Source organism: Azospirillum formosense, from assembly GCF_013340925.1.
Classification (GTDB): Bacteria; Pseudomonadota; Alphaproteobacteria; order Azospirillales; family Azospirillaceae; genus Azospirillum; species Azospirillum formosense.
On record NZ_WHOR01000003.1, the window covers coordinates 1 to 20,792 of the forward strand.

Sequence of the window (20,792 nt, forward strand, 5' to 3'; positions counted from 1 at the left end):
CGCGCCGCGGCCGCCCTCTCCCCCTCTCTTGCTGCCCCCGCGCGGCGACGCCGGCGTGGCGCGGCGCTCCGTCGCGCGCTCGGGAGTCCGCGGCCAGCCGCTGCCCGGCTCCCGCCAGCTTCTCGCGCGGGTGGCGCAGCGCGGCACCCAGTTCGTTCAGGCGGGTGCGGCGGCGGTCGAGGAGCGAGACGGCGGCGAGCGCCAGCCGCTCCGCCCGGTCGTCCAGCCGCTGGGCGTGGCTTTCCAGCAGAGCGCGCGGGTCGCCGAGGCCGCGGGCCAGCCCCTCCACCCGCGTCCGCCGCTCGGCCAGCATGCGGGTGGTGGCGCCGACCATGCGCCGCTCGTCGTCCAGCACCTGGGCGAGCAGTTCCGCCCGCACAGGCACGGCCATCTCCGCCGCCGCGGTGGGGGTGGGGGCGCGGCGGTCGGACGCGAAGTCGATCAGTGTGGTATCCGTCTCGTGCCCGACCGCCGAGATCAGCGGGATGCGGCTGGCCGCCGCCGCGCGGACGACGTTCTCCTCGTTGAAGGCCATCAGGTCCTCCAGCGAGCCGCCGCCGCGCGCCACGATCAGCAGGTCGGGGCGCGGCACCGGGCCGCCGGGGGGGATGCGGTTGAAGCCCTCGATCGCCGCGGTGACCTCCGCCGCCGCCCGCTCGCCCTGCACGGCGACCGGCCAGAGCAGGACCCGGCGCGGGAAACGGTCGTGCAGCCGGTGCAGGATGTCGCGGATGACCGCTCCGGTGGGGGAGGTGACGACGCCGATCACGTCGGGCAGGAAGGGGATGGGCTTCTTGCGCCCGGCGTCGAACAGCCCTTCCGCCGCGAGGCGCTTCTTGCGCTCCTCCAGCATCTTCAGCAGGGCGCCCTCGCCGGCCAGCTCCATCGACTCGATGATGAGCTGGTATTGCGAGCGACCGGGGTAGGTCGTCATGCGTCCGGTGACGATGACCTCCAGCCCCTCCGCCGGCTGGACGGCCAGCTTCGACGCGGTGCCGCGCCAGCACACCGCCTCGATCACCGCCGTGTCGTCCTTCAGGCGGAGGTAGCAGTGGCCGGAGCTGTGGCGCTTGGGCTGGGAGATCTCGCCGCGCACGCGGACGAAGCCGAACTCCTCCTCGATGCTGCGCTTCAGGCGACGGGCGAGGTCGCCCACCGAGAATTCCGGCAGGTTCGAGCCGGGGCGCGGCTCGGGGGCGATCAGCGGAGAGGTCATATCAAGGTCTTGAGTCATTGCGGCACCATGATACAAGGCGCGGTGTCGGCAACAAGCGTGGAAGGACGAGGTGCCATGAAAGTCCTGGTGGTCGGGTCGGGTGGGCGCGAGCATGCGCTGTGCTGGGCCATTCAGAACTCGCCGCTGTGCGACACGCTCTACTGCGCGCCGGGCAACGCGGGCATCGCGGACGTGGCCGAATGCGTCGCCATCGGCGCGGAGGACGTGGACGCCCTGGTCCGCTTCGCCCAGGACAAGGCCATCGACTTCGTGGTCGTCGGGCCGGAAGGGCCGCTGGTGCTCGGCCTCGTCGACAAGCTGACCGCCATCGGCATCAAGGCCTTCGGCCCCAGCGCCGCGGCTGCGGAGCTGGAGGGCTCCAAGGGCTTCATGAAGGACATCCTGGCCAAGTACGGCGTACCGACCGCCGCCTATGGCCGCTTCAAGGATGTCGAGGCCGCCAAGGATTTCGTCCGCAAGAACGGCGCCCCCATCGTGGTCAAGGCCGACGGCCTCGCCGCCGGCAAGGGGGTGACCGTCGCCCGCACCCAGGAGGAGGCCTTCGCCGCCATCGACGAAGCCCTGGTCGAGGGCCGCTTCGGCGCCGCCGGGGCCGAGGTGGTGGTCGAGGAGTTCCTGGACGGCGAGGAGGTCAGCTTCTTCGCTCTGTGCGACGGCGAGTCGGCGCTGCCGCTGGCCTCGGCCCAGGACCACAAGGCGGTGGGCGACGGCGACACCGGCCCGAACACCGGCGGCATGGGCGCCTATTCCCCGGCCCCGGCGCTGACCCCGGACCTCCAGGCCCGCGTGATGCGCGAGATCGTCGAGCCGACCGTCAAGGGCATGGCGGCGGAGGGGCGTCCCTTCAAGGGCGTGCTGTTCGCCGGCCTGATGATCGGCAAGGACGCGGATGGAAATCCGGTGCCGAAGACGCTGGAGTTCAACGTCCGCTTCGGCGACCCGGAATGCCAGACGCTGATGATGCGTCTGAAGTCCGACGCGCTGGCCGCGCTGATCGCGGCGGCGGACGGCCAGTTGAAGAACATCGACCTGCGCTGGCACGACGAGACGGCGCTGTGCGTCGTCATGGCGGCGAACGGCTATCCCGGCGATTACGTGAAGAACACCGAGATCAAGGGCTTCGACGCCGCCAACGCGGTGGAGGGCGTGACCGTCTTCCACGCCGGCACGAAGCTGGCGGACGGTGGGCGGGTGCTGTCCACCGGCGGGCGCGTGCTGGGCGTGACCGCCAAGGCCCCGACCGTGGCCGAGGCTCAGAAGCGCGCCTACCAGGGCGTGGACGCGCTGGACTGGCCGGACGGCTTCTGCCGCCGCGACATCGGTTGGCGGGCGCTGGGGCGCTGACGGCGCTCCAACTGCCGGCTGGCGTGTCAGCCGAAGACATCAAGGCTCTGGCTTCCCGCTTTGTGGCCGGCAACCTGCGCGTCTTCGGCTCCCGTGCCACGGGGAGAGCACGGCCCGGCAGCGACCTGGACCTTCTCGTGGAGTTGGAGCCAGGGCGGGATTTGTTCGACCTGATCGAATTGAAGCACGCTTTGGAGGAACGAACCGCCGCTGCCGTTGATGTGGTGACGGAGCGTGGCCTGTCGCCTTACATGCGCGACGGAATTCTTCAGTCGGCGCGATCCTTGTGACCGCAGACCGTGCTTATCTGAAACACATCCGCGAGGCGATCCGCCGTGTGATAGCGGCCATCCTGAACGAGAGTCTGAAAGAGACTAACGCCGCCCCCTGAAGAACCCCCGCAGCATGTCCCCCGCCCGCGTCTCGTCGATGCCGCCGTAGACGTCCGGGGCGTGGTGGCAGGTCGGTTGGTGGTAGAAGCGGGGGCCATGCTCCACCCCGCCGCCCTTCGGGTCGTAGGCGCCGAAATAGACCCGCCGCAGGCGCGCGAAGCTGATCGCCGCGGCGCACAGCGCGCAAGGCTCCAGCGTCACATAGAGGTCCAGCCCCGGCAGGCGCGGCTCGCCCAAGGCCGCGCAGGCGGCGCGGATCGCCAGCACCTCGGCGTGGGCGGTCGGGTCCTTCAACTCCTCGGTCCGGTTGCCGGCGCGGGCCAGCACGGCCCCGGTCACCGGATCGACCACCACGGCGCCCACCGGCACCTCCCCGCGGGAAGCGGCGGCTTCGGCCTCGTCGAAGGCGATGTCCATGGGGGAGGGGGGGCGGCTCATGCGGGGCACCCTGCCCGGCGGTCCCTGTTTTCGTCAAGCTGCGGAACGCCCTCCGGCGTTGTTAAGCATCGGACGGAACAGGGAGGACAGTTCATGAGCAACCATGTCTACAAGAAGGTGGAAATCGTCGGCACCGCCGAGACCACCATCGACGACGCCATCCGCAACGGCATCGAGCGGGCGTCCAAGACGCTGAAGAACGTCGACTGGTTCGAGGTGGGGGAGATCCGCGGCCATGTCAGCGGTGGGAAGGTCGCCCACTTCCAGGTGGTGATGAAGGTCGGCTTCCGCCTCGAAGAATAACGGCGGGGACACCGTGCCGTGGGTTGCGGGCGGGGCTTGCAAGCCCTATGGTCCGTGCCCATGGACACCCCCGATTTCGACCCTTCAAAAGCCATGCCCGGCGCCGCCGATGCGGACGCGGGCGAGCCCGATGCCGGTGAGCGCATCGCCAAGCGGCTGGCGCGCGCGGGCCTGTGCTCGCGCCGCGACGCCGAGCGCTGGATCACCGACGGCCGCGTGGCCGTCAACGGCACGACCCTGGACAGCCCGGCCTGCGTCGTGCGGTCCGGCGACGTCGTGCAGGTGGACGGCAAGGTCATCCCCGAGCCGGAGCCGGCGCGGCTGTGGCGCTATTACAAGCCGTCCGGGCTGGTCACCACCGCCCGCGACGAGAAGGGACGCACCACCGTCTTCGAACGGCTGCCGCCGGACATGCCCCGCGTCATCTCGGTCGGTCGGCTCGACCTGACGACCGAAGGTCTGCTGCTGCTGACCAACGACGGCGAGCTGGCCCGCTTCCTGGAACTGCCGGCCACCGGCTGGACCCGCCGCTACCGCGTGCGCGTGTTCGGCGAGGTGAACGAAGTGAAGCTGGCCGAACTGGCGAAGGGGCCGACCATCGACGGGGTCAAGTACGGTCCCATCGAAGCCGTTCTGGACCGCATCCAGGGCCGCAACGCCTGGCTGACCGTCAGCCTGAAGGAAGGCAAGAACCGCGAGATCCGCAAGGTGATGGAGGCGCTGGACCTCCAGGTGAACCGGCTGATCCGCGTCGCCTACGGCCCCTTCCAGCTCGGCAAGCTGGAGGAGAGCGCCGTCGAGGAGGTGCCGAAGCGCGTCGTGCGCGAGCAGGTGTCCCGCTTCTTCACCGGCGCCGATCCGGCGGAGGAGGGCAAGGCCAAGGGTGCCGGCAGGACCGCTGCCGCCAAGGCCGTCGCCAGAAATGAGAGCGCCGGTGCCGAAGGCGCCAAGGGACGTTCCGCCGCCCCGGCGAAGGCCTCCAAGCCGCGCGACGCCAAGGCCGGCTGGGCCAAGGCGGAGCCGAAGGCCGCGTCCGACCGGCGCGGCCCGGCCAAGCCGGCCTCGGGCGGCTACGCGTCCGCCAAGCCCGCTTCCGGCAAAGCCGCCTCCAGCAAGCCCGCTTCCAACAGACCGGACGGCAAGCCGGCGGGCAAGCCCGGCACGCTGACGCTGAAGGGCGGAAAGCCCGGCGGTGGTGGAAAGCCGGGGCCGAAGCCGCGCGGCGGCGCGTCGTCCGAGGGCGGCGGCCGGGGGCCGGAGCGGACCCGTGCGGATCGTCGGCGGTAAGCACCGCGGGCGGCGGCTGGCCGCCCCGGGGGGGAGCGACACGCGGCCGACCACCGACCGCACCCGCGAATCCCTGTTCAACATCCTGTCCCACGCCGACTGGGGGCCGGACGGGGCCGACCTGCTGGAGGGCGCCGTCGTCGTGGACGCCTTCTGCGGAACCGGCGCCCTGGGGCTGGAGTCGCTGTCCCGCGGGGCCGCCCACGCCAGCTTCCTCGACATGGGCCGCGCCGCCCTGGACGCCGTGCGGGCCAACGTCGCGGCGCTGGGGGAGGGGGCGAACGCCGCGGTCCTGCGCGCCGACGCCACCCGCCCGCCGCCTCCGCCGGGCCGCCCCTGCACGCTGGCCTTCCTCGACCCGCCCTACGGCCAGGATCTGGCGCCGCGGGCGCTGGCCGGGCTGGCCAAGGCCGGCTGGTTGGCTCCCGGCGCCGTCCTGGTGGTCGAGGTCGCCGGGCGCGATCCGCTGCCCCTGCCGCCCGGCTTCGCGGCGCTGGACGAGCGCCGCTACGGCGACACCCGCGTCCAGTTCCTGCGTTACGCGTCGCCTCAGCCGTAGGTGAAGAGGGACGATGCGACCTGGATCGGGGCGACCCCGGCCAAGGTCAGCCGGTCACCGCCGCCGAAGTCGAGCACCGCGCTCCCCGTGCCGTCCGATCCCAGGCGGTAGGTCATGTTGGAGGCGATCTGGATGCGGTCGTTCTGCGCGCGGCTGAAGTCGGCGATGCGGTCCTGGCCGCCGCCGCGCGTGAAGACGAACAGGTCCGCCCCGGCGCCGCCCCACAGCGTGTCGTTGCCGGCATCGCCCCACAGCGTGTCGTTCCCCTCATCCCCCATCAGCAGGTCGGCGCCCGCGCCGCCATGCAGCGCGTCGTTCCCGGCCTGCCCACGCAGCGTGTCGTTTCCGGCGTCGCCCCACAGCAGGTCGTTGCCGGCACCGCCGAACAGCTGGTCGTTGCCGCTCAGCCCGCTCAGCGTGTCGTTGCCCGCCCCGCCATAGAGGCTGTCGGCCCAGGTGTTGCCGGTCAGCGTCAGGTTCTTCGGGATCTCGACGATCTGGAAGGTCTTGCCGGTGAACTGCTCGGCGTAATAGTCGATGGAGTTCATGTAGTTGGGACGCAGCGTCGGGGTCAGGTCCGACATGATGGTGCCGGTGGCGGCGAAGTTGCCGTAGGTGGCTCCGCCCGCATATTCGTCGAAGGCGCCGATCATGTGCCCAAACTCGTGGGCCGCCAGCTCGTCCTGGTAATCGGGGCCCCAGTCGGTCTGGGTGCACCAGTTCAGCATGTCGCAGCGCCCGTAGCTGTTGCTGACGTTCACGTCGTAATGCTGGGTTCCGGCCGCCACGAATTGCACGTCGAAGCGGATGGCGTAGCTGTTGGTGCCGTCCGACAGGCTGTACTTGTCGCCCCAGATCCCCTCGATCCCCTGCTCCCAGACCTGTTTCAGCGAACCGGCGTCGTCGCCGGTCAGGTGGATGCGGGTCTGCACGGTGAAGGCCGTGCCGTCGAAGGCGAGATCGTACTTCACGTCCCATCCGAACCCGCCATCCGCCCGCGTCTCCGCGTAGTTGATGGTCACCGGGGCGAAGCTGGTGGGAACCGGCGCCGCGGGAGCCGCCGCCAGGGTGCCGGCGTTGTTCCCATAGCTGTAGCTGACGGCCTGCGTCGTGGTGGTCTGGGTGGCGGGGCTCTGGGCGGCCCCGTTCCGGGCGGCATTCTGGCGCATGGCACGCTTCATGGCACGATTCCCCTGGTTCTGTGCGTCTTGGGGGACATCATGCGGGCAGGATTGAAGGCTTTCTTGTGACTTTAACTATACATTAACCTTTTTCCTAAGGGCGTAGGACACCCCCTTACGGTTGGCTCGGCGGAGTGACGGGACCTCGGCCGGTCGGCCCTGTTAAGGCCTAGGACGAGCGGCGGCGGGCGCCGCGTCCAGGGCAGGGCGGGCCATGATCAAGGATCTCTGGTACAAGAACGCGGTCATCTACAACCTGTCGGTCGGCACCTTCATGGACGCCAACGGCGACGGGATCGGCGATTTCCAAGGCTTGCAGCGCCGGCTGGACTATCTGCAGGGGCTGGGCGTGACCTGCCTCTGGCTGGGCCCGTTCCAGCCGTCGCCGATGCGCGACCACGGCTACGACGTGGCCGACTACTACAACGTCGATCCGCGCTACGGCACGCTGGGCGACTTCGTGGAGTTCAGCCACGCCTGCAAGCAGCGCGGCATCCGCCTCATCATCGACCTCGTGGTCAACCACACGTCGGACCAGCATCCCTGGTTCCAGGCGGCGCGCAAGGATGCGGAGTCCCCCTATCGGGACTGGTACGTCTGGTCGGACAAAAAGCCGGACGACGCCGACCAGGGCGTCGTCTTTCCCGGCGTGCAGAAGACCACTTGGAGCTGGGACAAGGAGGCCCGCGCCTACTACTTCCACCGCTTCTACGAATTCCAGCCCGACCTGAACACCGCCAACCCGGAGGTGCAGGCCGAACTGCTGAAGGTGATGGGCTTCTGGATCGAGCTGGGCGTGTCGGGCTTCCGCATGGACGCCGTGCCCTTCGTCATCGCGACCAAGGGGCCGGACGTGAAGAAGCCGAAGGAGCAGTTCGACATGCTGCGCACCTTCCGGGAGTTCGTGCAGTGGCGGTGCGGCGACGCCGTTCTGCTGGCCGAGGCCAACGTGCTGCCGACCGTCGACCAGGAGTATTTCGGCGACGACGGCGACCGCATGCAGATGGTCTTCAATTTCCAGGTCAACCAGACCCTGTTCTACGCGCTGGCGACGGCGGACACGCGGCCGCTGGCCAAGGCGCTGGACGTCACCCGGGTGCCGCGCCCCAGCACCAACCAGTGGGGCCTGTTCCTGCGCAACCACGACGAGCTGGACCTCGGCCGCCTGACCGAGGCGCAGCGCAAGCGCGTCTTCGACACGTTCGGGCCGGACAAGGACATGCAGCTCTACGACCGCGGCATCCGGCGGCGGCTTGCCCCGATGCTGCGCGGCGACCGGCGCTGGCTGGAGCTGGCCTACAGCCTGCTGTTCACTCTGCCCGGCACGCCGGTCCTGCGCTACGGCGACGAGATCGGCATGGGCGACGACCTGTCCCTGCCGGAGCGCGAGTGCGCCCGCACCCCCATGCAGTGGTCGGACGAGCCGCAGGGCGGCTTCACCAAGGCGGACGACCCCGTGCATCCGGTCATCAGCGGCGGCGCCTACGGCTACGAGCGGATCAACGCCGCCCACCAGCGCCGCGAGCCGTCGTCCCTGTTGAACTGGACCGAGCGCATCATCCGCATGCGCAAGGAATGCCCGGAAATCGGCTGGGGCGACTTCCAGGTTCTGCCCACCGGATCGAACGCCGTGCTGGCGATCCGCTACGACTGGCGCAACAACTCGGTGCTTGTCGTCCACAACCTCGACGACCGTCCCCACGAGGTCGCGCTGGCGGTCGATGGCCAGGGGGAATCGCCGCGGCTGGTCAACCTGCTGGCCGAGGACCACAACGACCCCGAGGAGGACGGGCGGCATCGCCTGGTGCTGGAGCCCTACGGCTACCGCTGGTACCGGCTGGGCGGGCTGGACTATCTGCTGCGCCGGACGGAGGGGCCGGTCGGCGGGGCGAAGCGGTCTTGACTTTGCCCGGTCCGCTGGGGGACGCTGGCGGTGCCGTCCCTCAGCGTCCCCCAGCGGGCCGGGGGCGGCGCAACAGACGCTTGTTCTCAGGGCAGGGTGAAAATCCCGACCGGCGGTAGCCCCTCGCACGAGGGGGAGCCCGCGAGCGCTCCCGGCCGTCAGGCCGGGAGGTCAGCAGATCCGGTTCAAGGCCGGAGCCGACGGTGACAGTCCGGATGGAAGAGGACGAGCCGGTCATCGACCGTGGTCCGCACGTCGCGCATGGCGTGACGCGTGGTCCGCGTGCGCTGGCCTGCGACGGCGGTCCGCGCGGGGCATCCCGTGCGCCGCCGGATGTCTCTTTGCGCCCTGATTCAGGCTCGCCCCAACCGGAGTGAGAACCGTGAATCAGACCTTTGCCAGCACCCACCTCTCCACCGGCCTTCTCGACCGCTTCGGCACCGCCGAGGAACGGGTGATCCGCGCCGTGGACGCCATCCGCCAGGGTGGCGGCGTCGTCGTCGTGGATGACGAGGACCGCGAGAACGAAGGCGACGTGATCTACGCCGCCGAAACCATCACCGCCGAACAGATGGCCCTGCTGATCCGCGAGGGGTCGGGGATCGTCTGCCTGATCCTGACCGACGCCGACGCGCGCCGCCTCGACCTGCCGCCCATGGTCGGCAGCAACACGGCGCGCTTCGGCACCGCCTTTACCGTCTCCATCGAAGCGCGGGAGGGCGTGACGACGGGCGTGTCGGCGGCGGACCGGGTGACCACCATCCGCACCGCCATCGCCGACGGCTGCCGGCCGGAGGACCTCGCCCGGCCGGGCCACGTTTTCCCGATCCGCGCGCACGCCGGGGGCTTGGCAGCGCGGCGCGGCCACACCGAGGCGACCATCGAGCTGACCACCCTGGCCGGGCGCCGTCCGGCGGGGGTGCTGTGCGAGGTGATGAACCCGGACGGCACCATGGCCCGCCTGCCCGAACTGGTCGCCTTCGCCGAGCGCCACGGCATGCCGGTGGTGACCATCGAGGATCTGGTCGGGGCGATGCGGCTGCGCGCCGCCGCCTGACCGGCGCGGGCTGGTGAGTGGGACCGGTTCCCCTGTTCGCGGGCGGAGCCGGTCCCCCAACACTCACCCGGCAGGAACCCTTGAGCGCCGTCTCCGGTGCGATATCACACCCGCCCGCTCTTTTCCCATTGAGGACGACCGGATTGCCCTGTACGCGGTGCCCGGCGACAGGCGATGTCGGGATGTGAGCGGAGAAGGTTGATGAGGACGGCGGTGCGCGTGTGTTTGGCGGGGGTGGCGCGGTTGCTGGTCGTCGCCTTGGTTCTGGCTTCGGCCCCGGCGCGCGCGGAAAACTGGACGGTCGCGTCCGAGGACTATTTCCCGCCGTACAACTTCACCGAGCGCGGCAAGCGGACGGGAATGGACACGGAGATCGTCGACGCCATGCTGAAGGACATCGGCGTCTACCCGGTTCACCGCCCCATGGCCTGGCCGGAGGTGGTGCGCGCCCACGACGAGAACGAGGTGGACGTCGCCTTCCAGTTCTTCACGTCGCCGCGCCGATTGGAGCGTGGCCATCTGATCGGACCCTACCGTGTCGGCGCGACCGTGCTCATGGTCCGCAGCAATTCGGAGATCACCTACGCGCGCATCGACGATTTGCAGGGTCTGCGGATCGGCGTCGTCGACGGCTTCGAGTACACCCCCGAGTTCGACAAATCCCCCCTGTTCGAGCGGGTCCGCAGCAGCAGCAACGTCGTGTCCTTCCGCCGCCTGCTTCTCGGCCGCGTCGATGCCATCGCCGGCGACTTGCAGGTGCTTCGATACTTGGCTGACAGCGAGGGCCGGACGGGGTCGGTCAAGATCCTGCCCACGCCGCTGGCCATGGTGCCGCGCTACATATCCGTCCCCAAGATGCGGGCGGACAAGGCCGAGCGCTTGCAGGCGGCCTACGAGAAGCTCAAGCGGGACGGCACCATCGACGCCATCGTCCGCCGGTGGGAGCGGTAGGGAGCCACCCGCGCCGCCGAACCCCCTCGGCCCTGGGATCGGGCCGGGCGCGCGACTGGCGTAGCGTCGGCATGGCGGAAGCGCTACGCGCGATGCCGCTCGATCTCGGCGATCGCATGGGCGGCGAGTGATGACAGCGCCTCGGCGGACGCGCCGTCCTGCGCCTGCACGGACATGCCCTGGATCATCGCGCCGACGAAGCGTGCGAGGGCCTCGGCATCGGTTTCCCGTTTCACCTGTCCCTCGGCCATGCCGCGCTCGATGCGCGCCCGGATGAGGTCCAGCGTCGCGGTGCGCAAACCGGCGACATGACGGGCCACAGGTTCGTTCTCCGCCGCGCAGGTCAGCACGGCCGTCGACACCATGCAGCCATGCGGGCGGTCCCGTTTGGTGAATTCCCGCGCCGATTCCCGAAGGACCCGCGTCAGCGCAACCAGCGCATCGTCCTCTTCGAGGGCCGCCGCCGTCGAGGCGCCGACCGTGGCCTGATACCAGTCCAGCGCCTCGCGGTAGAGATCGGCCTTCGACGCGAACGCGGCGTAGAGGCTTTGCGGCGTGATGCCCATCGCCGCCGTCAGATCGGCGATGGAGGCGCCTTCATAGCCCAGCCGCCAGAAGGTTATCGCCGCTTTGGCCAGCGCCTCGTCGCGGTCGAAAGCGCGCGGCCGGCCGCGCGGCCGCGGCGCGGGGTTGCTGTTTTTCACAACGGTCACTCTGGAAATAGTCCCCAGGTTGCGTTATTCAGGAGTGATCGCTCCATATATACGGGGTTCCACCGCCATGCGCATCCCTCTTGTCGCCGCTGCGCTGACCGTTGCCGGCACAGCCTTCGCCGAACCGGCCATCGACCCTGTGATCGGGGCTCGCCTCGATCCGGTGATCGACCGGGCGCTGTCCGAAAAGCGGATCGTCGGCGCGGTCGTCCTGGTCGCGAAGGATGGCAGGATCGTCTACCACCGCGCCGCCGGCCATGCCGACCGGGAGGCCGGCACCGTGATGCGCGAGGACGCGATCTTCCGCCTCGCCTCCGTCACCAAACCGTTCGTGACCGCGGCCGCCATGCGGCTGGTCGAGGACGGGCGGCTGGATCTCGACGCGCCGGTCGCGCGCTGGCTGCCGGACTTCCGCCCCGCCTTGCCGGACGGTTCGACCCCGGACATCACCATCCGGCAACTGCTGACCCATACATCGGGGCTGGGCTATGCGTTCCTCGAACCGGCGGACGGTCCCTATCACAGGCTGAACGTCTCGGACGGACTCGACCAGCCGGGCCTTTCACTGGGTGAGAACCTCGCCCGCCTGTCGGCCGCTCCATTGGCGTTCGCCCCCGGCACGGGGTGGCGCTATTCACTGGGCATCGATGTGCTCGGCGGCGTGCTGGAAGCGATCGAGGGGCGGAGCCTCTCCGACATCGTCCGCGACACGGTCACGGCACCGCTCGGCATCGACGACACCGACTTCTCGGTCCGCGATGCGTCCCGGCTTGCCAAGGCCTATGCGGACGGCGATCCGGAGCCGGTGCCGATGACGGACGGGCTGACCGTCCCGCTGATGGGGCTTGCCGCGACGTTCGCACCGTCGCGAATTCTCGACGCCAGTTCCTACCAATCGGGCGGGGCGGGCATGGCTGGGACGGCTTCGGACGTTCTTCGGTTTCTCGAAGCGATCCGCACCGGCGGTTCGCCGATCCTGAAACCCGAAACGGTCTTACTGATGGCCAGGGACCATGTCGGCACGCGGGCCGAAACGCAGGGGCCGGGTTGGGGCTTCGGCTATGGCTGGGCGGTGCTGGCCGATCCGGCGCCGACGGGCACGCCGCAGGCCGCCGGCACGCTGCAGTGGGGCGGCGCCTACGGCCATCACTGGTTCATCGATCGCAGGAACGGCCTCTCGGTGGTTGCTCTGACGAACACCGCGTTCGAGGGCATGGCTGGGGCGTTTCCGGCCGAAGTCAGAAACGCCGTCTATCAATAGAACCGGCCCGAAGGGCAAAGGGGCCGACATCCGTTTGCCGGCGGAGGCTCAATGCCCCGCCAGAACCTCCAGGCAGGCTGCCGGGGGCTCGGGGATGGCCTTGGGTGGCCGGGACCCCGGCGCTTCCTTCGGGGGTTCGAACCAGCTCAGAAGGTCCTGGCCGCAGCCGTCGCCCGGCGGAATGGGGGCTTGCGGAACGCAGGCCGTCGATCCGGCCGGGCAGTTCATCCGCACATGGAAGTGCGAGTCGTGCCCGGCCCAGGGGCGAACGGTGTTCAGCCAGGAGCGGTCGCCGTGCTCGCTCTGGCACAGCGCCAGCTTGATCGCCGGGTTCACGAACACCCGCGCGACCTTCGGGCTCGTCGCCGCCAGTCGCAGAAGGCGGGCCTGACGGGGGCCGAACCGTTCCGGGAGAACGCGCTGCGTCTGCCGGTTCACCATGGTCGGGAAATCCGTTCGCTCCCGCGCGTCCCGCGCGAGAGGCGGCTGGTCGAGATCGAACCACACGTCGACGTCGAGGCCGATCTGGTGGCTGGCGTGTCCGCTTTCCATGCGTCCGCCGAAGGGCTTGGAAATGTCGCCGACGGCCAGCCTCCCGAGCCGCTCGGCCTGTGCGCGGCGGGCAAGGTCCTGGACGAACGCGACGGTGTCGGGATGGCCGTGGTTGCGGTTCCGCGACAGGTTGACCGCCTGATAGCCGGTGCCCTCCGGAGGCAGCGTCTGCGCGCCGCGAATGCAGCCGTTGGCGTAGCTGCCGATCGGCTGTGCCGAGAGGGACGTCATCGGCGGCTGCAAGGCCACCGTGCTGAAATCCGTCGGAACCGCGCCGGACGCCGAGGGTGCCGACCGGGGAACCGAGTCGGCCGCCGTCGCGTCACCGGTGATCCAAACCCCGCAAAGGATCGTCAGCACAGCGAAAGACCATCGTCGAGCCATGACCGGCCTGGACCCTTTCATTGTTGAGCCGATCCGACATTAGCACGGGGCTTGTGGTCTGGGCGTGCATTGGGTGGGAGGTCAGGGTCTCATCACCAGAGCCGCCCGGCGCACACCCGCGACCCGTTGGCCGGGGGGCGCCGGTGGCGGCGGGCGTCGTTAGAGGCCGTGTTGATCGAGCAGCAGCTGCCCGTCGCGCGCCACGTCGTCGCCATGGTCGAACAGGTTGCGCCAGGACGCGACGCCCGCGGTGATGTCCGGGTGCGACACGGCGGAGGAGAAGGCTTCGACGCCGATCAGCCCCTGATAGTTGGCCGCCTTCAAGCGGCGCAGCATCGGGGCGAAGTCGATGGACCCCTCCGTCAGGCGGCCCCGGTGGTTCTGGTCGATCTCGAAATATCCGAGATAGGGCATCGCCAGCTCAAGCGCGCCCAGCAGGTCGTTCTCCTCGATGTTCATGTGGAAGGTGTCGAGATGGATGCGGACGTTGTCGGCGCCGATCAGCTTGACCATCCGGACGGCCTGTTCCGCCGTGTTGATCAGGTTGCTCTCGTACCGGTTGACCACTTCGAGCGCCAGCAGCATCCCGTAGGACGCGGCCCGTTCGGCGACGATCCGCAAGCCGTCCGCCGCCGCCTGGACGTTGGCGTCGCCCGGCACCTTCGACGCCTTGCCGAAGGCGCTGTAGAGGATGCCGCCCATGCGGTCGGCGCCCATGTCGCGCGCCAGGGCGAGCGCCGCGCAATGCCGCTCGATCCCGCGGCGGTGCACCTCCGGGTCGGTGCTCGAAATGTCGTTGTCCACCTGAAGCGGCGAGGTCGCGACGGGGCGGACTCCGGCCCGCTCGCACAGAGCGGCGATGGCCGCCGGTTCGATGCTGTCATGGTCGCGGATCGGCACGACCAACTGGCCATAGCCGAAGGCCGCGGCGCGCTCGGCCGCGTAGGCGCCGTCCGCGGTGGACCACTTCGGAATCCAGGTGTAGCTGTGGATCGACCGTCTGTTCATCTCGTCTCCTCCCGATTGTGCCCCACGTGCGGGGGTGTTGGTCTTGCTGTCGGTTCGCGGAGGGCAAGCAGCCCCGTTCCCGCCGGTTGTCCGACCGGCTCGGGCCTGCGCCCGTCAGCGATGTTTGGATCAAGCGTCCGGCGATGCCCCCGGCAGGGCTCCCGGACGGCGTCTATTCGAAGAGAATGTCGTGACGCTTGAGGATGTCGTCGCGCATCGCCTCGATCATTTTCAGATGGGCCAGCAGCAGCGATTGGGTTCCCGCGACGTCGTTCGCCATGATGGAGCGCATCAGCTTGACGTGGTCGGCGATCGCATCGTCCTCATGATGGGCCTCCTGCAACTCGAGGAAGCGCACCCGTGTCAGATGCGTCCTCACGTCGCTCAGCATTTCCAGCAGCATGGCGTTCCCCAGCACCCCGATGACGGTGTCGTGGAACGCCACATCCAGTTCGGTGAAACCGACATAGTCCTTCTCCCGCACGACCTGTCTTTGCTGCTCGATCAGCGACAGCGCCTTGCTTTGCGCCGCGCTGTGATCGGCGGTTTTGTTCCAGATGCGCGCCACCTCACCGAACGCCGACACCTCCAGCGCTTCCCGGATGAACTGGGCCTCCTTCACCTTGGCCACGGACAGGTGCGAAACCTGAGCGCCGCGCTGCGGCAGGATGCTCAACAAGCCTTCGTTCGCCAGACGGGAGAAGGCCTGACGGACCGGTGTCCGGCTGACGCCGTATTCGTCGGCGACGGCGTTTTCGTAGATCATCGAGCCGGGATGGAGCGACAGCGAAATGATCCTCTTCCGCAGTTCCTTGTAGATCACGCTGTCCAGTGTGTTGCGCTCCAACACCAGCCGTTCGTTCTTCACCGTATTCTCCCAGCTCCTGCGTAAGCGGATATCGCCCGTCCCGAGCCCAGAATCGTGATTATCGCCGGTTCGTACTGGCCCGCGCAAGGTCGCGGCGGCGCCCAACACCGTTCGGAACGGGGACGGAGCCGAACCGATGTCTGGTACAGCCGGACGAACACTTTGACATTATTGGTTGCGCCTTCCTTCCGCCAGGTCGCCCCCGCCCGGCGGAATCCCGCCCGAACACGGGTTCGATTGGACACCAATCAAAACGCTTTATGGATGATCCGTAGCACCTTGCATCCTTGGATACAAGTGTGCAAGATAACCGAACGTTGCGTGGGCTGAGCCGTTCACCATCCGCGCATCGTCTGTCCGCTCCGCAGGGGCGAACAGAAAACCAATGGTATAAGGGAAGTACCAGGCTCCGCGCTCAAGGCAACGGGTGCCCCTTATCTCCGAACCGATAAGAAATTCTAGGGAGTAGGAAGTGACCAACATGTCCAAGCGCCTTGGCGCTTTTCTCGGAGCCACTGCGCTGTCGCTGATCGCTGGTATGGGCGTGGCCCAGGCCCAGGAAAAGCACATCCTGCGCATGAACCACGTCCACAGCCCGGTCGAAGCCTATCATTCGGCGTTCCAGGAGTGGGCCAAACGCGTCGGAGAGCGGACCAACGGCGGCCTCAAGATCGAGGTGTTCCACAGCGCCCAGCTCGGCAACGAGGAAGACATCATCGAGCAGATCCGCCAGGGCGCCAACATCGGCCAGAACACCGACGCGGCGCGCCTCGGCAACTATGTTCGCGAGATCGCGGTCCTGAACGGCCCATACTTCGTCGATACGCTCGACGAGGCCTTCGCGCTGTCGAAGCTCGACATCGTCAAGAAGTGGAAGACGGAGCTGGCGGACAAGCACGGTCTCCAGGTCGTCTGCTTCGACTTCGTGCAGGGCAAGCGCCATGTCTTCGCCAACAAGCCGGTCCGCAACCCGGGCGACCTGTCCGGCCTGCGCATCCGCACCCCGCCGGCCCCCATCTGGCAGGAATCGGTGCGCGCCATCGGCGCGGCCCCGACGGCGATGAGCTTCGGCGACATCTACCCCGGCCTCCAGCAGCGGGCCGTCGACGGCGCGGAACTGACCTACGCCAACATCCGCCCCTCCAACCTCCAGGAGGTCATCAAGAACGTCAGCGAGACCGGCCATATCACGCTGATCAACTTCGAGGTCGTGAGCGCGGCCTGGTTCAAGAAGCTTCCCGCCGACTACCAGACCGCTCTGGTCGAGGAATGCAGCGCCGCCGGCCAGAAAGTCTCGAAGGTGCTCGCCGACGCCGCCGAGAGCGAGAAGGCCGCGCTGGTCAAGGGCGGCATGAAGGTGACCGACAATGTCGATCTGGAGGCCTTCCGCAAGGCCGGTGACGCCGCCTACAAGGCGCTCGGCCTGACCGAGGTGCGCGCGGCTGTCTACAAGGAAATGGGTCGCTAAGTCACCCGAAGCCGGCGAGGCCTGCCTTATGAAGACTCTTTACGACTATGTACTGAAGCTGGAGGCGATCCTCGCCGGCTTGTTCCTGATGCTGATGGTGGGATTGCTTCTGCTCGGCGGTGTGGCGCGGATGATGCAGCACCCGCTCAACTGGACCATCGATCTGGCGACCTGCTTCTTCGCCTGGGCGGTGTTCCTGTGCGCTGACATCGCCTGGCGCAAGGACATGCTCATGTCCCTCGATCTGGTGACCGCGAAGCTGTCCGAGCGGTACCAGCGGGCCCTGCTGTTCGTGAACTACGCGGTGATCGCGCTGTTCCTCTGCTATGCGATCTACGGCGGCACCTTGCTCGCCTGGACCAGCCGGTCCCGGACCTTCAACGGCATTCCCGGCGTCAGCTATTCCTGGGTCACCGCCAGCATCGCCGTCGGCGCAGCCCTCATGCTCATCACCACCATTCTCAAGATCCGGGCCCTGATGCGGTCCGACGGCGTCCCGTGCACCGCCGCCGCCAGCGGGGAGGTCGCCTGACCATGCTGCTTGTCGTTCTGGCCTTCGCGGTCTTCCTCCTCATCGGCATGCCCGTCGCCTTCGCGATCGGCATCTCGGGGGTGCTGTTCTTCCTTCAGCACCCGGAACTGCCCTTCACCATCCCGCTTCAGGTGACGGTCTCCCAGACCCAGAACTTCGCCCTGCTCGCCGTTCCCCTGTTCATCATGGCGGGCAACTACATGAACCGGTCGGGCATCACCGAAAGCCTGCTGAATCTGGCGTCGGTGGCCACCGGTCACTTCAAGGGCGGGCTCGCCCAGATTTCCATTGTCCTGTCGGCGCTGATGGGCGGCGTGTCGGGATCAGCCATCGCGGACGCGGCGATGCAGTCGCGCATCCTCGGCGAGGAGATGACGAAACGGGGCATGTCGCGCGGATTCACCGCCGGCGTGATCTCCTTCACCTCGCTCCTCACCCCGCTGATCCCGCCGGGCATCGGCATGATCCTCTACGGGACCATCGGCCAGGTGTCGATCGGACGCATGTTCGCGGCGGGCTTCGCCCCGGCGCTTCTGCTCGGCATCGCCATGAGCATCGCCGTCTGGTACACCTCCAACAAGCGCGGGTACCCTCCCGAGCGGGCGAAACGGGCGTCCTTGGCCGAAGTCGGCAGCGCTCTCAGGGGCGGCGTCTGGGCGCTGCTTTTCCCGGTCATCCTGCTCGTCGGGTTGCGCATGGGCATCTTCACACCCTCGGAGATCGGCGCCTTTGCGGTGCTGTACGCGCTGTTCATCGGTTTCGTGGTCTACCGCAGGCTCAAGACGAAGAGCTTCATCGAGGCGCTGGAGATCAGTCTTGCCGACGTCGGCTCCGCGATGTTCCTCATCAGCCTGTCGGCGATCTTCAGCTACGGCATCGTCTTCGAGCGCATTCCGGAAGTCATCGCGTCGTCCCTGACCAGCCTCACCGACAACGTCCAGCTGGTGATGGTCCTGATCGTCCTCCTGGTTCTGGTGGCGGGCCTGTTCATCGACGCGACGGTCATCATCATCATGATGACGCCGATCTTCCTGCCCGCCGTGCGGGCGATGGGCGGCGATCCGGTGCATTTCGGCGTGGTCTTCATCGTCGCGGCGACGATCGGCAACTTCACGCCTCCGGTCGGGGCGGCGATGTTCACCGTCTGCTCGATCCTGAGGGTGTCGGTGGGCGCCTATGTGCGGGAGTCCCTGCCTCTGATGATCGCCATCGGGCTGACGACCCTGCTTCTGATCTTCGTGCCCGAACTGATCCTCCTGATCCCGAACCTGCTCTTCGGATGATGGCGGCGCGGCGGGCGCGGGTGGCGGAGACGCCGCCCGCCCCGCCCGCGGGCACACCGAATCCTTGCGTCCAATCCGGCGCCCCGTGTGGCGCCGACCGGTGGAGTTCCAAACACGATGACCGGCAGACTAGACGGAAAACGCGCGCTGGTGACCGGCGCGGGACAGGGCATGGGACGGGCCATCGCGCTCGCCTTCGCCAGGGAGGGGGCCAGCGTCGTCGCGGCCAGCCGCACGCTGTCGAAGATGGAGGATCTGCCCCGCATCGATTCCCGGATCACCCCGGTCGCGCTCGACGTGACCGATCCGGCGGCGGTCCGGCGCGTCGTCGCCGAGGCCGGGCCGCTCGACATCCTCGTCAACAACGCCGGGTGGGTCCACAACGGCACCATCCTGGATTGCAGCGACGAGGACTGGGCGCGCAGCCTGGACCAGAACGTCACTTCGATGTTCCACACCATCCGCGCGGTGCTTCCGGGTATGATCGAGCGGCGCCGGGGCTCCATCGTGAACGTCGCCTCGGTGGCGTCGAGCCTGACCGGCGTCGCCAACCGCACCGCCTACGGGACCAGCAAGGCGGCGGTGATCGGCCTGACCAAGGCCGTGGCCCGCGATTTCATCGGCGTCGGCGTCCGCTGCAACGCGCTGTGCCCGGGCACCACCCACTCGCCGTCGCTGGAGGAGCGCATCCAGTCGAGCGCCGACCCGGAGGGGATGCGGGCGCAGTTCATCGCCCGCCAGCCGATGGGCCGCCTGGGCACCGTCGAGGAGATGGCCGCCGCCGCGGTGTATCTGGCCAGCGACGAATCCGGCTTCATGACGGGCAGCCTGCTCGTCGCCGACGGGGGACAGACGCTGTGACCGGACCGGCTCAGCCGACCGCGCGCTACGGCGCGGATGCCCTGGACTCCTTCTGCCGCGCGGTGTTTGTGGCCGCGGGAGCGGACGAGGCGACGGCGGACGCGGCCACCCGCGCGATGATGCACGGCTCCAGGCTCGGGGTCGACAGCCATGGTGTGCGGCTGCTTGGGCACTATGTGGCCACCATGAGCCAGGGACGGGTGAACCCGCGGCCCGCCCCGCGCATCCTGTCCGAGTTCGGGGCTGTCGCCACGCTGGACGCCGACCACGCCCACGGCGCGCTCGGCGCCTACCGCGCGCAGGAAAAGGCGGTCGAGCTGGCCGGCCGGTTCGGCATCGGCGCGGTCGCCATCCGCAACAACTCCCACTTCGGTCCGGCCGGCGCCTTCGCCCTCGCCGCGGCGGAGGCGGGCTGCATCGGCATGGCCTTCTGCAACTCCGACAGCTTCATGAGGCTGCACGACGGCGCCGAGCGCTTCCACGGCACCAACCCGATCGCCATCGCCGTTCCGGTGAAGGACGGCGATCCGTGGCTGTTCGACATGGCCACCAGCGCCATCCCCTACAACCGCGTCCAGCTCTACCGCAGCCTCGGGCTTGCGCTTCCCGAAGCCACCGCATCGGACCCCGAGGGGCGCGACACCACCGATCCCGAACGGGCCGAGATGCTGGCGCCGCTGGGCGGGGAGTTCGGCTTCAAGGGGGCCGGGCTTGCGGGCTTCGTGGAGATCCTGAGCGCCGTTCTGACCGGCATGAAGCTGAGCTTCGAAATCCTGCCGATGCCGGGACCGGATATGAGCACGCCGCGCGGCATGGGCGCCTTCGTGATGGCGATCCGTCCGGACGCCTTTCTGCCGCGGGAAGACTTCGAGAACAACATGGCGCGCTATCTGGATGCTCTTCGCGGGTCCCAGGCCGTGCCGGGCCGAACGGTCATGGCGCCCGGCGACCGCGAATGGGCGGAGGCGGAGCGCCGCAGGACGCTCGGAATTCCCATCGACCAGACGACCATCGACTCCTTCAGCCAACTCGCCCAGACCTACGGCATTCCCACCCCGGTTCCGGTGACCTCACCAACATGAGGCCGGATGGACTGGACGGCTCGGTCGCAAACTCGTCGTGTGCGCGCGTGATGATGGCAGAACAGGACCCTTTTTCCCGAACAGTCGGGTGAGCTCGGTTCGCCCAGGATGAAAGGCGAACCCGGCGA

At 68.6% G+C, this 20,792-nt stretch carries 21 protein-coding genes and 1 riboswitch; of the genes, 14 read left to right on the forward strand and 7 right to left on the reverse strand.

Annotated features, from left to right (window positions below; all coding sequences use genetic code 11):
• The coding region (gene xseA / locus GBZ26_RS00850) for an exodeoxyribonuclease VII large subunit (protein WP_247884743.1) at nucleotides 1-1,216 on the reverse strand (1,216 nt) is incomplete at its 3' end.
• A gap of 75 nt (nucleotides 1,217-1,291) precedes the next feature.
• Between xseA and purD the strand changes: the two genes are divergently transcribed.
• Nucleotides 1,292-2,581, forward strand: coding sequence for a phosphoribosylamine--glycine ligase (gene purD, locus GBZ26_RS00855; protein ID WP_174437167.1), 1,290 nt, complete (start codon nucleotides 1,292-1,294; stop codon nucleotides 2,579-2,581).
• Between the two features lie 23 nt (nucleotides 2,582-2,604).
• Entirely contained in the window at nucleotides 2,605-2,871 is a 267-nt protein-coding gene (locus GBZ26_RS00860) for a nucleotidyltransferase family protein (RefSeq protein ID WP_211104517.1), read from the forward strand.
• An 84-nt stretch (nucleotides 2,872-2,955) separates the two neighbouring features.
• Here GBZ26_RS00860 and GBZ26_RS00865 read toward each other — a convergent pair whose 3' ends face one another.
• Nucleotides 2,956-3,390, reverse strand: coding sequence for a nucleoside deaminase (locus tag GBZ26_RS00865; RefSeq protein WP_174437219.1), 435 nt, complete (start codon nucleotides 3,388-3,390; stop codon nucleotides 2,956-2,958).
• Between the two features lie 114 nt (nucleotides 3,391-3,504).
• On the opposite strand from GBZ26_RS00865, the gene GBZ26_RS00870 reads away from it, so the two are divergent.
• From GBZ26_RS00870 to rsmD, 3 genes are read left to right on the forward strand one after another with little or no spacing between them, the layout of a single operon-like run.
• Nucleotides 3,505-3,714: a dodecin gene (locus GBZ26_RS00870; protein ID WP_014239544.1), complete on the forward strand. Its 210-nt coding sequence runs from the start codon at nucleotides 3,505-3,507 to the stop codon at nucleotides 3,712-3,714.
• Nucleotides 3,715-3,774: 60 nt separating this feature from the next.
• Entirely contained in the window at nucleotides 3,775-5,001 is a 1,227-nt protein-coding gene (locus GBZ26_RS30820; protein WP_343207179.1) for a pseudouridine synthase, read from the forward strand.
• Nucleotides 4,982-5,560 carry a 16S rRNA (guanine(966)-N(2))-methyltransferase RsmD gene (gene rsmD, locus GBZ26_RS00880; RefSeq protein WP_174437168.1) on the forward strand — a complete coding sequence of 193 codons (579 nt, stop codon included), beginning with the start codon at nucleotides 4,982-4,984 and terminating at the stop codon, nucleotides 5,558-5,560. The genes GBZ26_RS30820 and rsmD overlap by 20 nt, the downstream gene beginning before the upstream one ends.
• Here the strand turns inward: rsmD and GBZ26_RS00885 are convergent.
• The gene (locus GBZ26_RS00885; RefSeq protein WP_174437169.1) at nucleotides 5,551-6,741 is read right to left on the reverse strand and encodes a calcium-binding protein; all 1,191 of its coding nucleotides are present in this window, start codon (nucleotides 6,739-6,741) and stop codon (nucleotides 5,551-5,553) included. The two genes, rsmD and GBZ26_RS00885, sit on opposite strands and share 10 nt — an antisense overlap.
• A gap of 214 nt (nucleotides 6,742-6,955) precedes the next feature.
• Here GBZ26_RS00885 and GBZ26_RS00890 point away from each other — a divergent pair, with 214 nt between their 5' ends.
• The 3 genes from GBZ26_RS00890 (at nucleotide 6,956) to GBZ26_RS00900 (ending at nucleotide 10,652) form a co-directional block, all read left to right on the forward strand.
• Nucleotides 6,956-8,644: an alpha-amylase family protein gene (locus tag GBZ26_RS00890; protein ID WP_174437170.1), complete on the forward strand. Its 1,689-nt coding sequence runs from the start codon at nucleotides 6,956-6,958 to the stop codon at nucleotides 8,642-8,644.
• 78 nt (nucleotides 8,645-8,722) lie between these two features.
• A riboswitch (FMN riboswitch) is annotated at nucleotides 8,723-8,875 on the forward strand.
• Nucleotides 8,876-9,026: 151 nt separating this feature from the next.
• Nucleotides 9,027-9,701, forward strand: coding sequence for a 3,4-dihydroxy-2-butanone-4-phosphate synthase (gene ribB, locus GBZ26_RS00895; RefSeq protein WP_174437171.1), 675 nt, complete (start codon nucleotides 9,027-9,029; stop codon nucleotides 9,699-9,701).
• A gap of 201 nt (nucleotides 9,702-9,902) precedes the next feature.
• Complete coding sequence (locus GBZ26_RS00900) at nucleotides 9,903-10,652, forward strand: substrate-binding periplasmic protein (RefSeq protein WP_174437172.1); 750 nt, start codon at nucleotides 9,903-9,905, stop codon at nucleotides 10,650-10,652.
• An 83-nt stretch (nucleotides 10,653-10,735) separates the two neighbouring features.
• Here GBZ26_RS00900 and GBZ26_RS00905 read toward each other — a convergent pair whose 3' ends face one another.
• Nucleotides 10,736-11,365 carry a TetR family transcriptional regulator C-terminal domain-containing protein gene (locus tag GBZ26_RS00905; RefSeq protein WP_174437173.1) on the reverse strand — a complete coding sequence of 210 codons (630 nt, stop codon included), beginning with the start codon at nucleotides 11,363-11,365 and terminating at the stop codon, nucleotides 10,736-10,738.
• A 67-nt stretch (nucleotides 11,366-11,432) separates the two neighbouring features.
• Here GBZ26_RS00905 and GBZ26_RS00910 point away from each other — a divergent pair, with 67 nt between their 5' ends.
• Nucleotides 11,433-12,626: a serine hydrolase domain-containing protein gene (locus GBZ26_RS00910; RefSeq protein WP_174437174.1), complete on the forward strand. Its 1,194-nt coding sequence runs from the start codon at nucleotides 11,433-11,435 to the stop codon at nucleotides 12,624-12,626.
• Nucleotides 12,627-12,674: 48 nt separating this feature from the next.
• On the opposite strand, the gene mepA is transcribed toward GBZ26_RS00910, so the two are convergent.
• From mepA to GBZ26_RS00925, 3 genes are all read right to left on the reverse strand, one after another.
• On the reverse strand, nucleotides 12,675-13,409 hold the full coding sequence (gene mepA / locus GBZ26_RS00915; protein WP_174437175.1) for a penicillin-insensitive murein endopeptidase: 735 nt from the start codon (nucleotides 13,407-13,409) through the stop codon (nucleotides 12,675-12,677).
• A gap of 312 nt (nucleotides 13,410-13,721) precedes the next feature.
• The gene (locus GBZ26_RS00920) at nucleotides 13,722-14,570 is read right to left on the reverse strand and encodes a sugar phosphate isomerase/epimerase family protein (protein ID WP_174437176.1); all 849 of its coding nucleotides are present in this window, start codon (nucleotides 14,568-14,570) and stop codon (nucleotides 13,722-13,724) included.
• A 172-nt stretch (nucleotides 14,571-14,742) separates the two neighbouring features.
• On the reverse strand, nucleotides 14,743-15,438 hold the full coding sequence (locus GBZ26_RS00925) for a GntR family transcriptional regulator (RefSeq protein WP_174437177.1): 696 nt from the start codon (nucleotides 15,436-15,438) through the stop codon (nucleotides 14,743-14,745).
• 481 nt (nucleotides 15,439-15,919) lie between these two features.
• On the opposite strand from GBZ26_RS00925, the gene GBZ26_RS00930 reads away from it, so the two are divergent.
• The 5 genes from GBZ26_RS00930 (at nucleotide 15,920) to GBZ26_RS00950 (ending at nucleotide 20,664) form a co-directional block, all read left to right on the forward strand.
• A complete protein-coding gene (locus GBZ26_RS00930; RefSeq protein ID WP_174437178.1) occupies nucleotides 15,920-16,906 on the forward strand; it encodes a C4-dicarboxylate TRAP transporter substrate-binding protein in 987 nt (328 codons plus the stop codon).
• A 28-nt stretch (nucleotides 16,907-16,934) separates the two neighbouring features.
• Nucleotides 16,935-17,438 carry a TRAP transporter small permease gene (locus tag GBZ26_RS00935; protein WP_174437179.1) on the forward strand — a complete coding sequence of 168 codons (504 nt, stop codon included), beginning with the start codon at nucleotides 16,935-16,937 and terminating at the stop codon, nucleotides 17,436-17,438.
• A 2-nt stretch (nucleotides 17,439-17,440) separates the two neighbouring features.
• Entirely contained in the window at nucleotides 17,441-18,721 is a 1,281-nt protein-coding gene (locus GBZ26_RS00940) for a TRAP transporter large permease (RefSeq protein ID WP_174437180.1), read from the forward strand.
• Between the two features lie 117 nt (nucleotides 18,722-18,838).
• A complete protein-coding gene (locus tag GBZ26_RS00945; protein ID WP_174437181.1) occupies nucleotides 18,839-19,582 on the forward strand; it encodes an SDR family oxidoreductase in 744 nt (247 codons plus the stop codon).
• Nucleotides 19,579-20,664, forward strand: a complete 1,086-nt coding sequence (locus GBZ26_RS00950; protein ID WP_174437182.1) for an Ldh family oxidoreductase — start codon at nucleotides 19,579-19,581, stop codon at nucleotides 20,662-20,664. The genes GBZ26_RS00945 and GBZ26_RS00950 overlap by 4 nt, the downstream gene beginning before the upstream one ends.
• Nucleotides 20,665-20,792: the final 128 nt, after the last annotated feature.

Excerpts from the sequence above, each read along its gene's own strand:
- GBZ26_RS00870 (WP_014239544.1), top strand. The coding sequence starts at position 3,505 with ATGAGCAACCATGTCTACAAGAAGGTGGAAATCGTCGGCACCGCCGAG.
- GBZ26_RS00930 (WP_174437178.1), top strand. The coding sequence starts at position 15,920 with ATGTCCAAGCGCCTTGGCGCTTTTCTCGGAGCCACTGCGCTGTCGCTG.
- GBZ26_RS00910 (WP_174437174.1), top strand. The coding sequence starts at position 11,433 with ATGCGCATCCCTCTTGTCGCCGCTGCGCTGACCGTTGCCGGCACAGCC.
- GBZ26_RS00940 (WP_174437180.1), top strand. The coding sequence starts at position 17,441 with ATGCTGCTTGTCGTTCTGGCCTTCGCGGTCTTCCTCCTCATCGGCATG.
- purD (WP_174437167.1), top strand. The coding sequence starts at position 1,292 with ATGAAAGTCCTGGTGGTCGGGTCGGGTGGGCGCGAGCATGCGCTGTGC.
- mepA (WP_174437175.1), bottom strand. The coding sequence starts at position 13,409 with ATGACGTCCCTCTCGGCACAGCCGATCGGCAGCTACGCCAACGGCTGC.
- GBZ26_RS00945 (WP_174437181.1), top strand. The coding sequence starts at position 18,839 with ATGACCGGCAGACTAGACGGAAAACGCGCGCTGGTGACCGGCGCGGGA.
- GBZ26_RS00920 (WP_174437176.1), bottom strand. The coding sequence starts at position 14,570 with ATGAACAGACGGTCGATCCACAGCTACACCTGGATTCCGAAGTGGTCC.
- GBZ26_RS00865 (WP_174437219.1), bottom strand. The coding sequence starts at position 3,390 with ATGGACATCGCCTTCGACGAGGCCGAAGCCGCCGCTTCCCGCGGGGAG.
- GBZ26_RS00900 (WP_174437172.1), top strand. The coding sequence starts at position 9,903 with ATGAGGACGGCGGTGCGCGTGTGTTTGGCGGGGGTGGCGCGGTTGCTG.
- GBZ26_RS00935 (WP_174437179.1), top strand. The coding sequence starts at position 16,935 with ATGAAGACTCTTTACGACTATGTACTGAAGCTGGAGGCGATCCTCGCC.
- GBZ26_RS00885 (WP_174437169.1), bottom strand. The coding sequence starts at position 6,741 with ATGAAGCGTGCCATGCGCCAGAATGCCGCCCGGAACGGGGCCGCCCAG.
- GBZ26_RS30820 (WP_343207179.1), top strand. The coding sequence starts at position 3,775 with ATGGACACCCCCGATTTCGACCCTTCAAAAGCCATGCCCGGCGCCGCC.
- GBZ26_RS00890 (WP_174437170.1), top strand. The coding sequence starts at position 6,956 with ATGATCAAGGATCTCTGGTACAAGAACGCGGTCATCTACAACCTGTCG.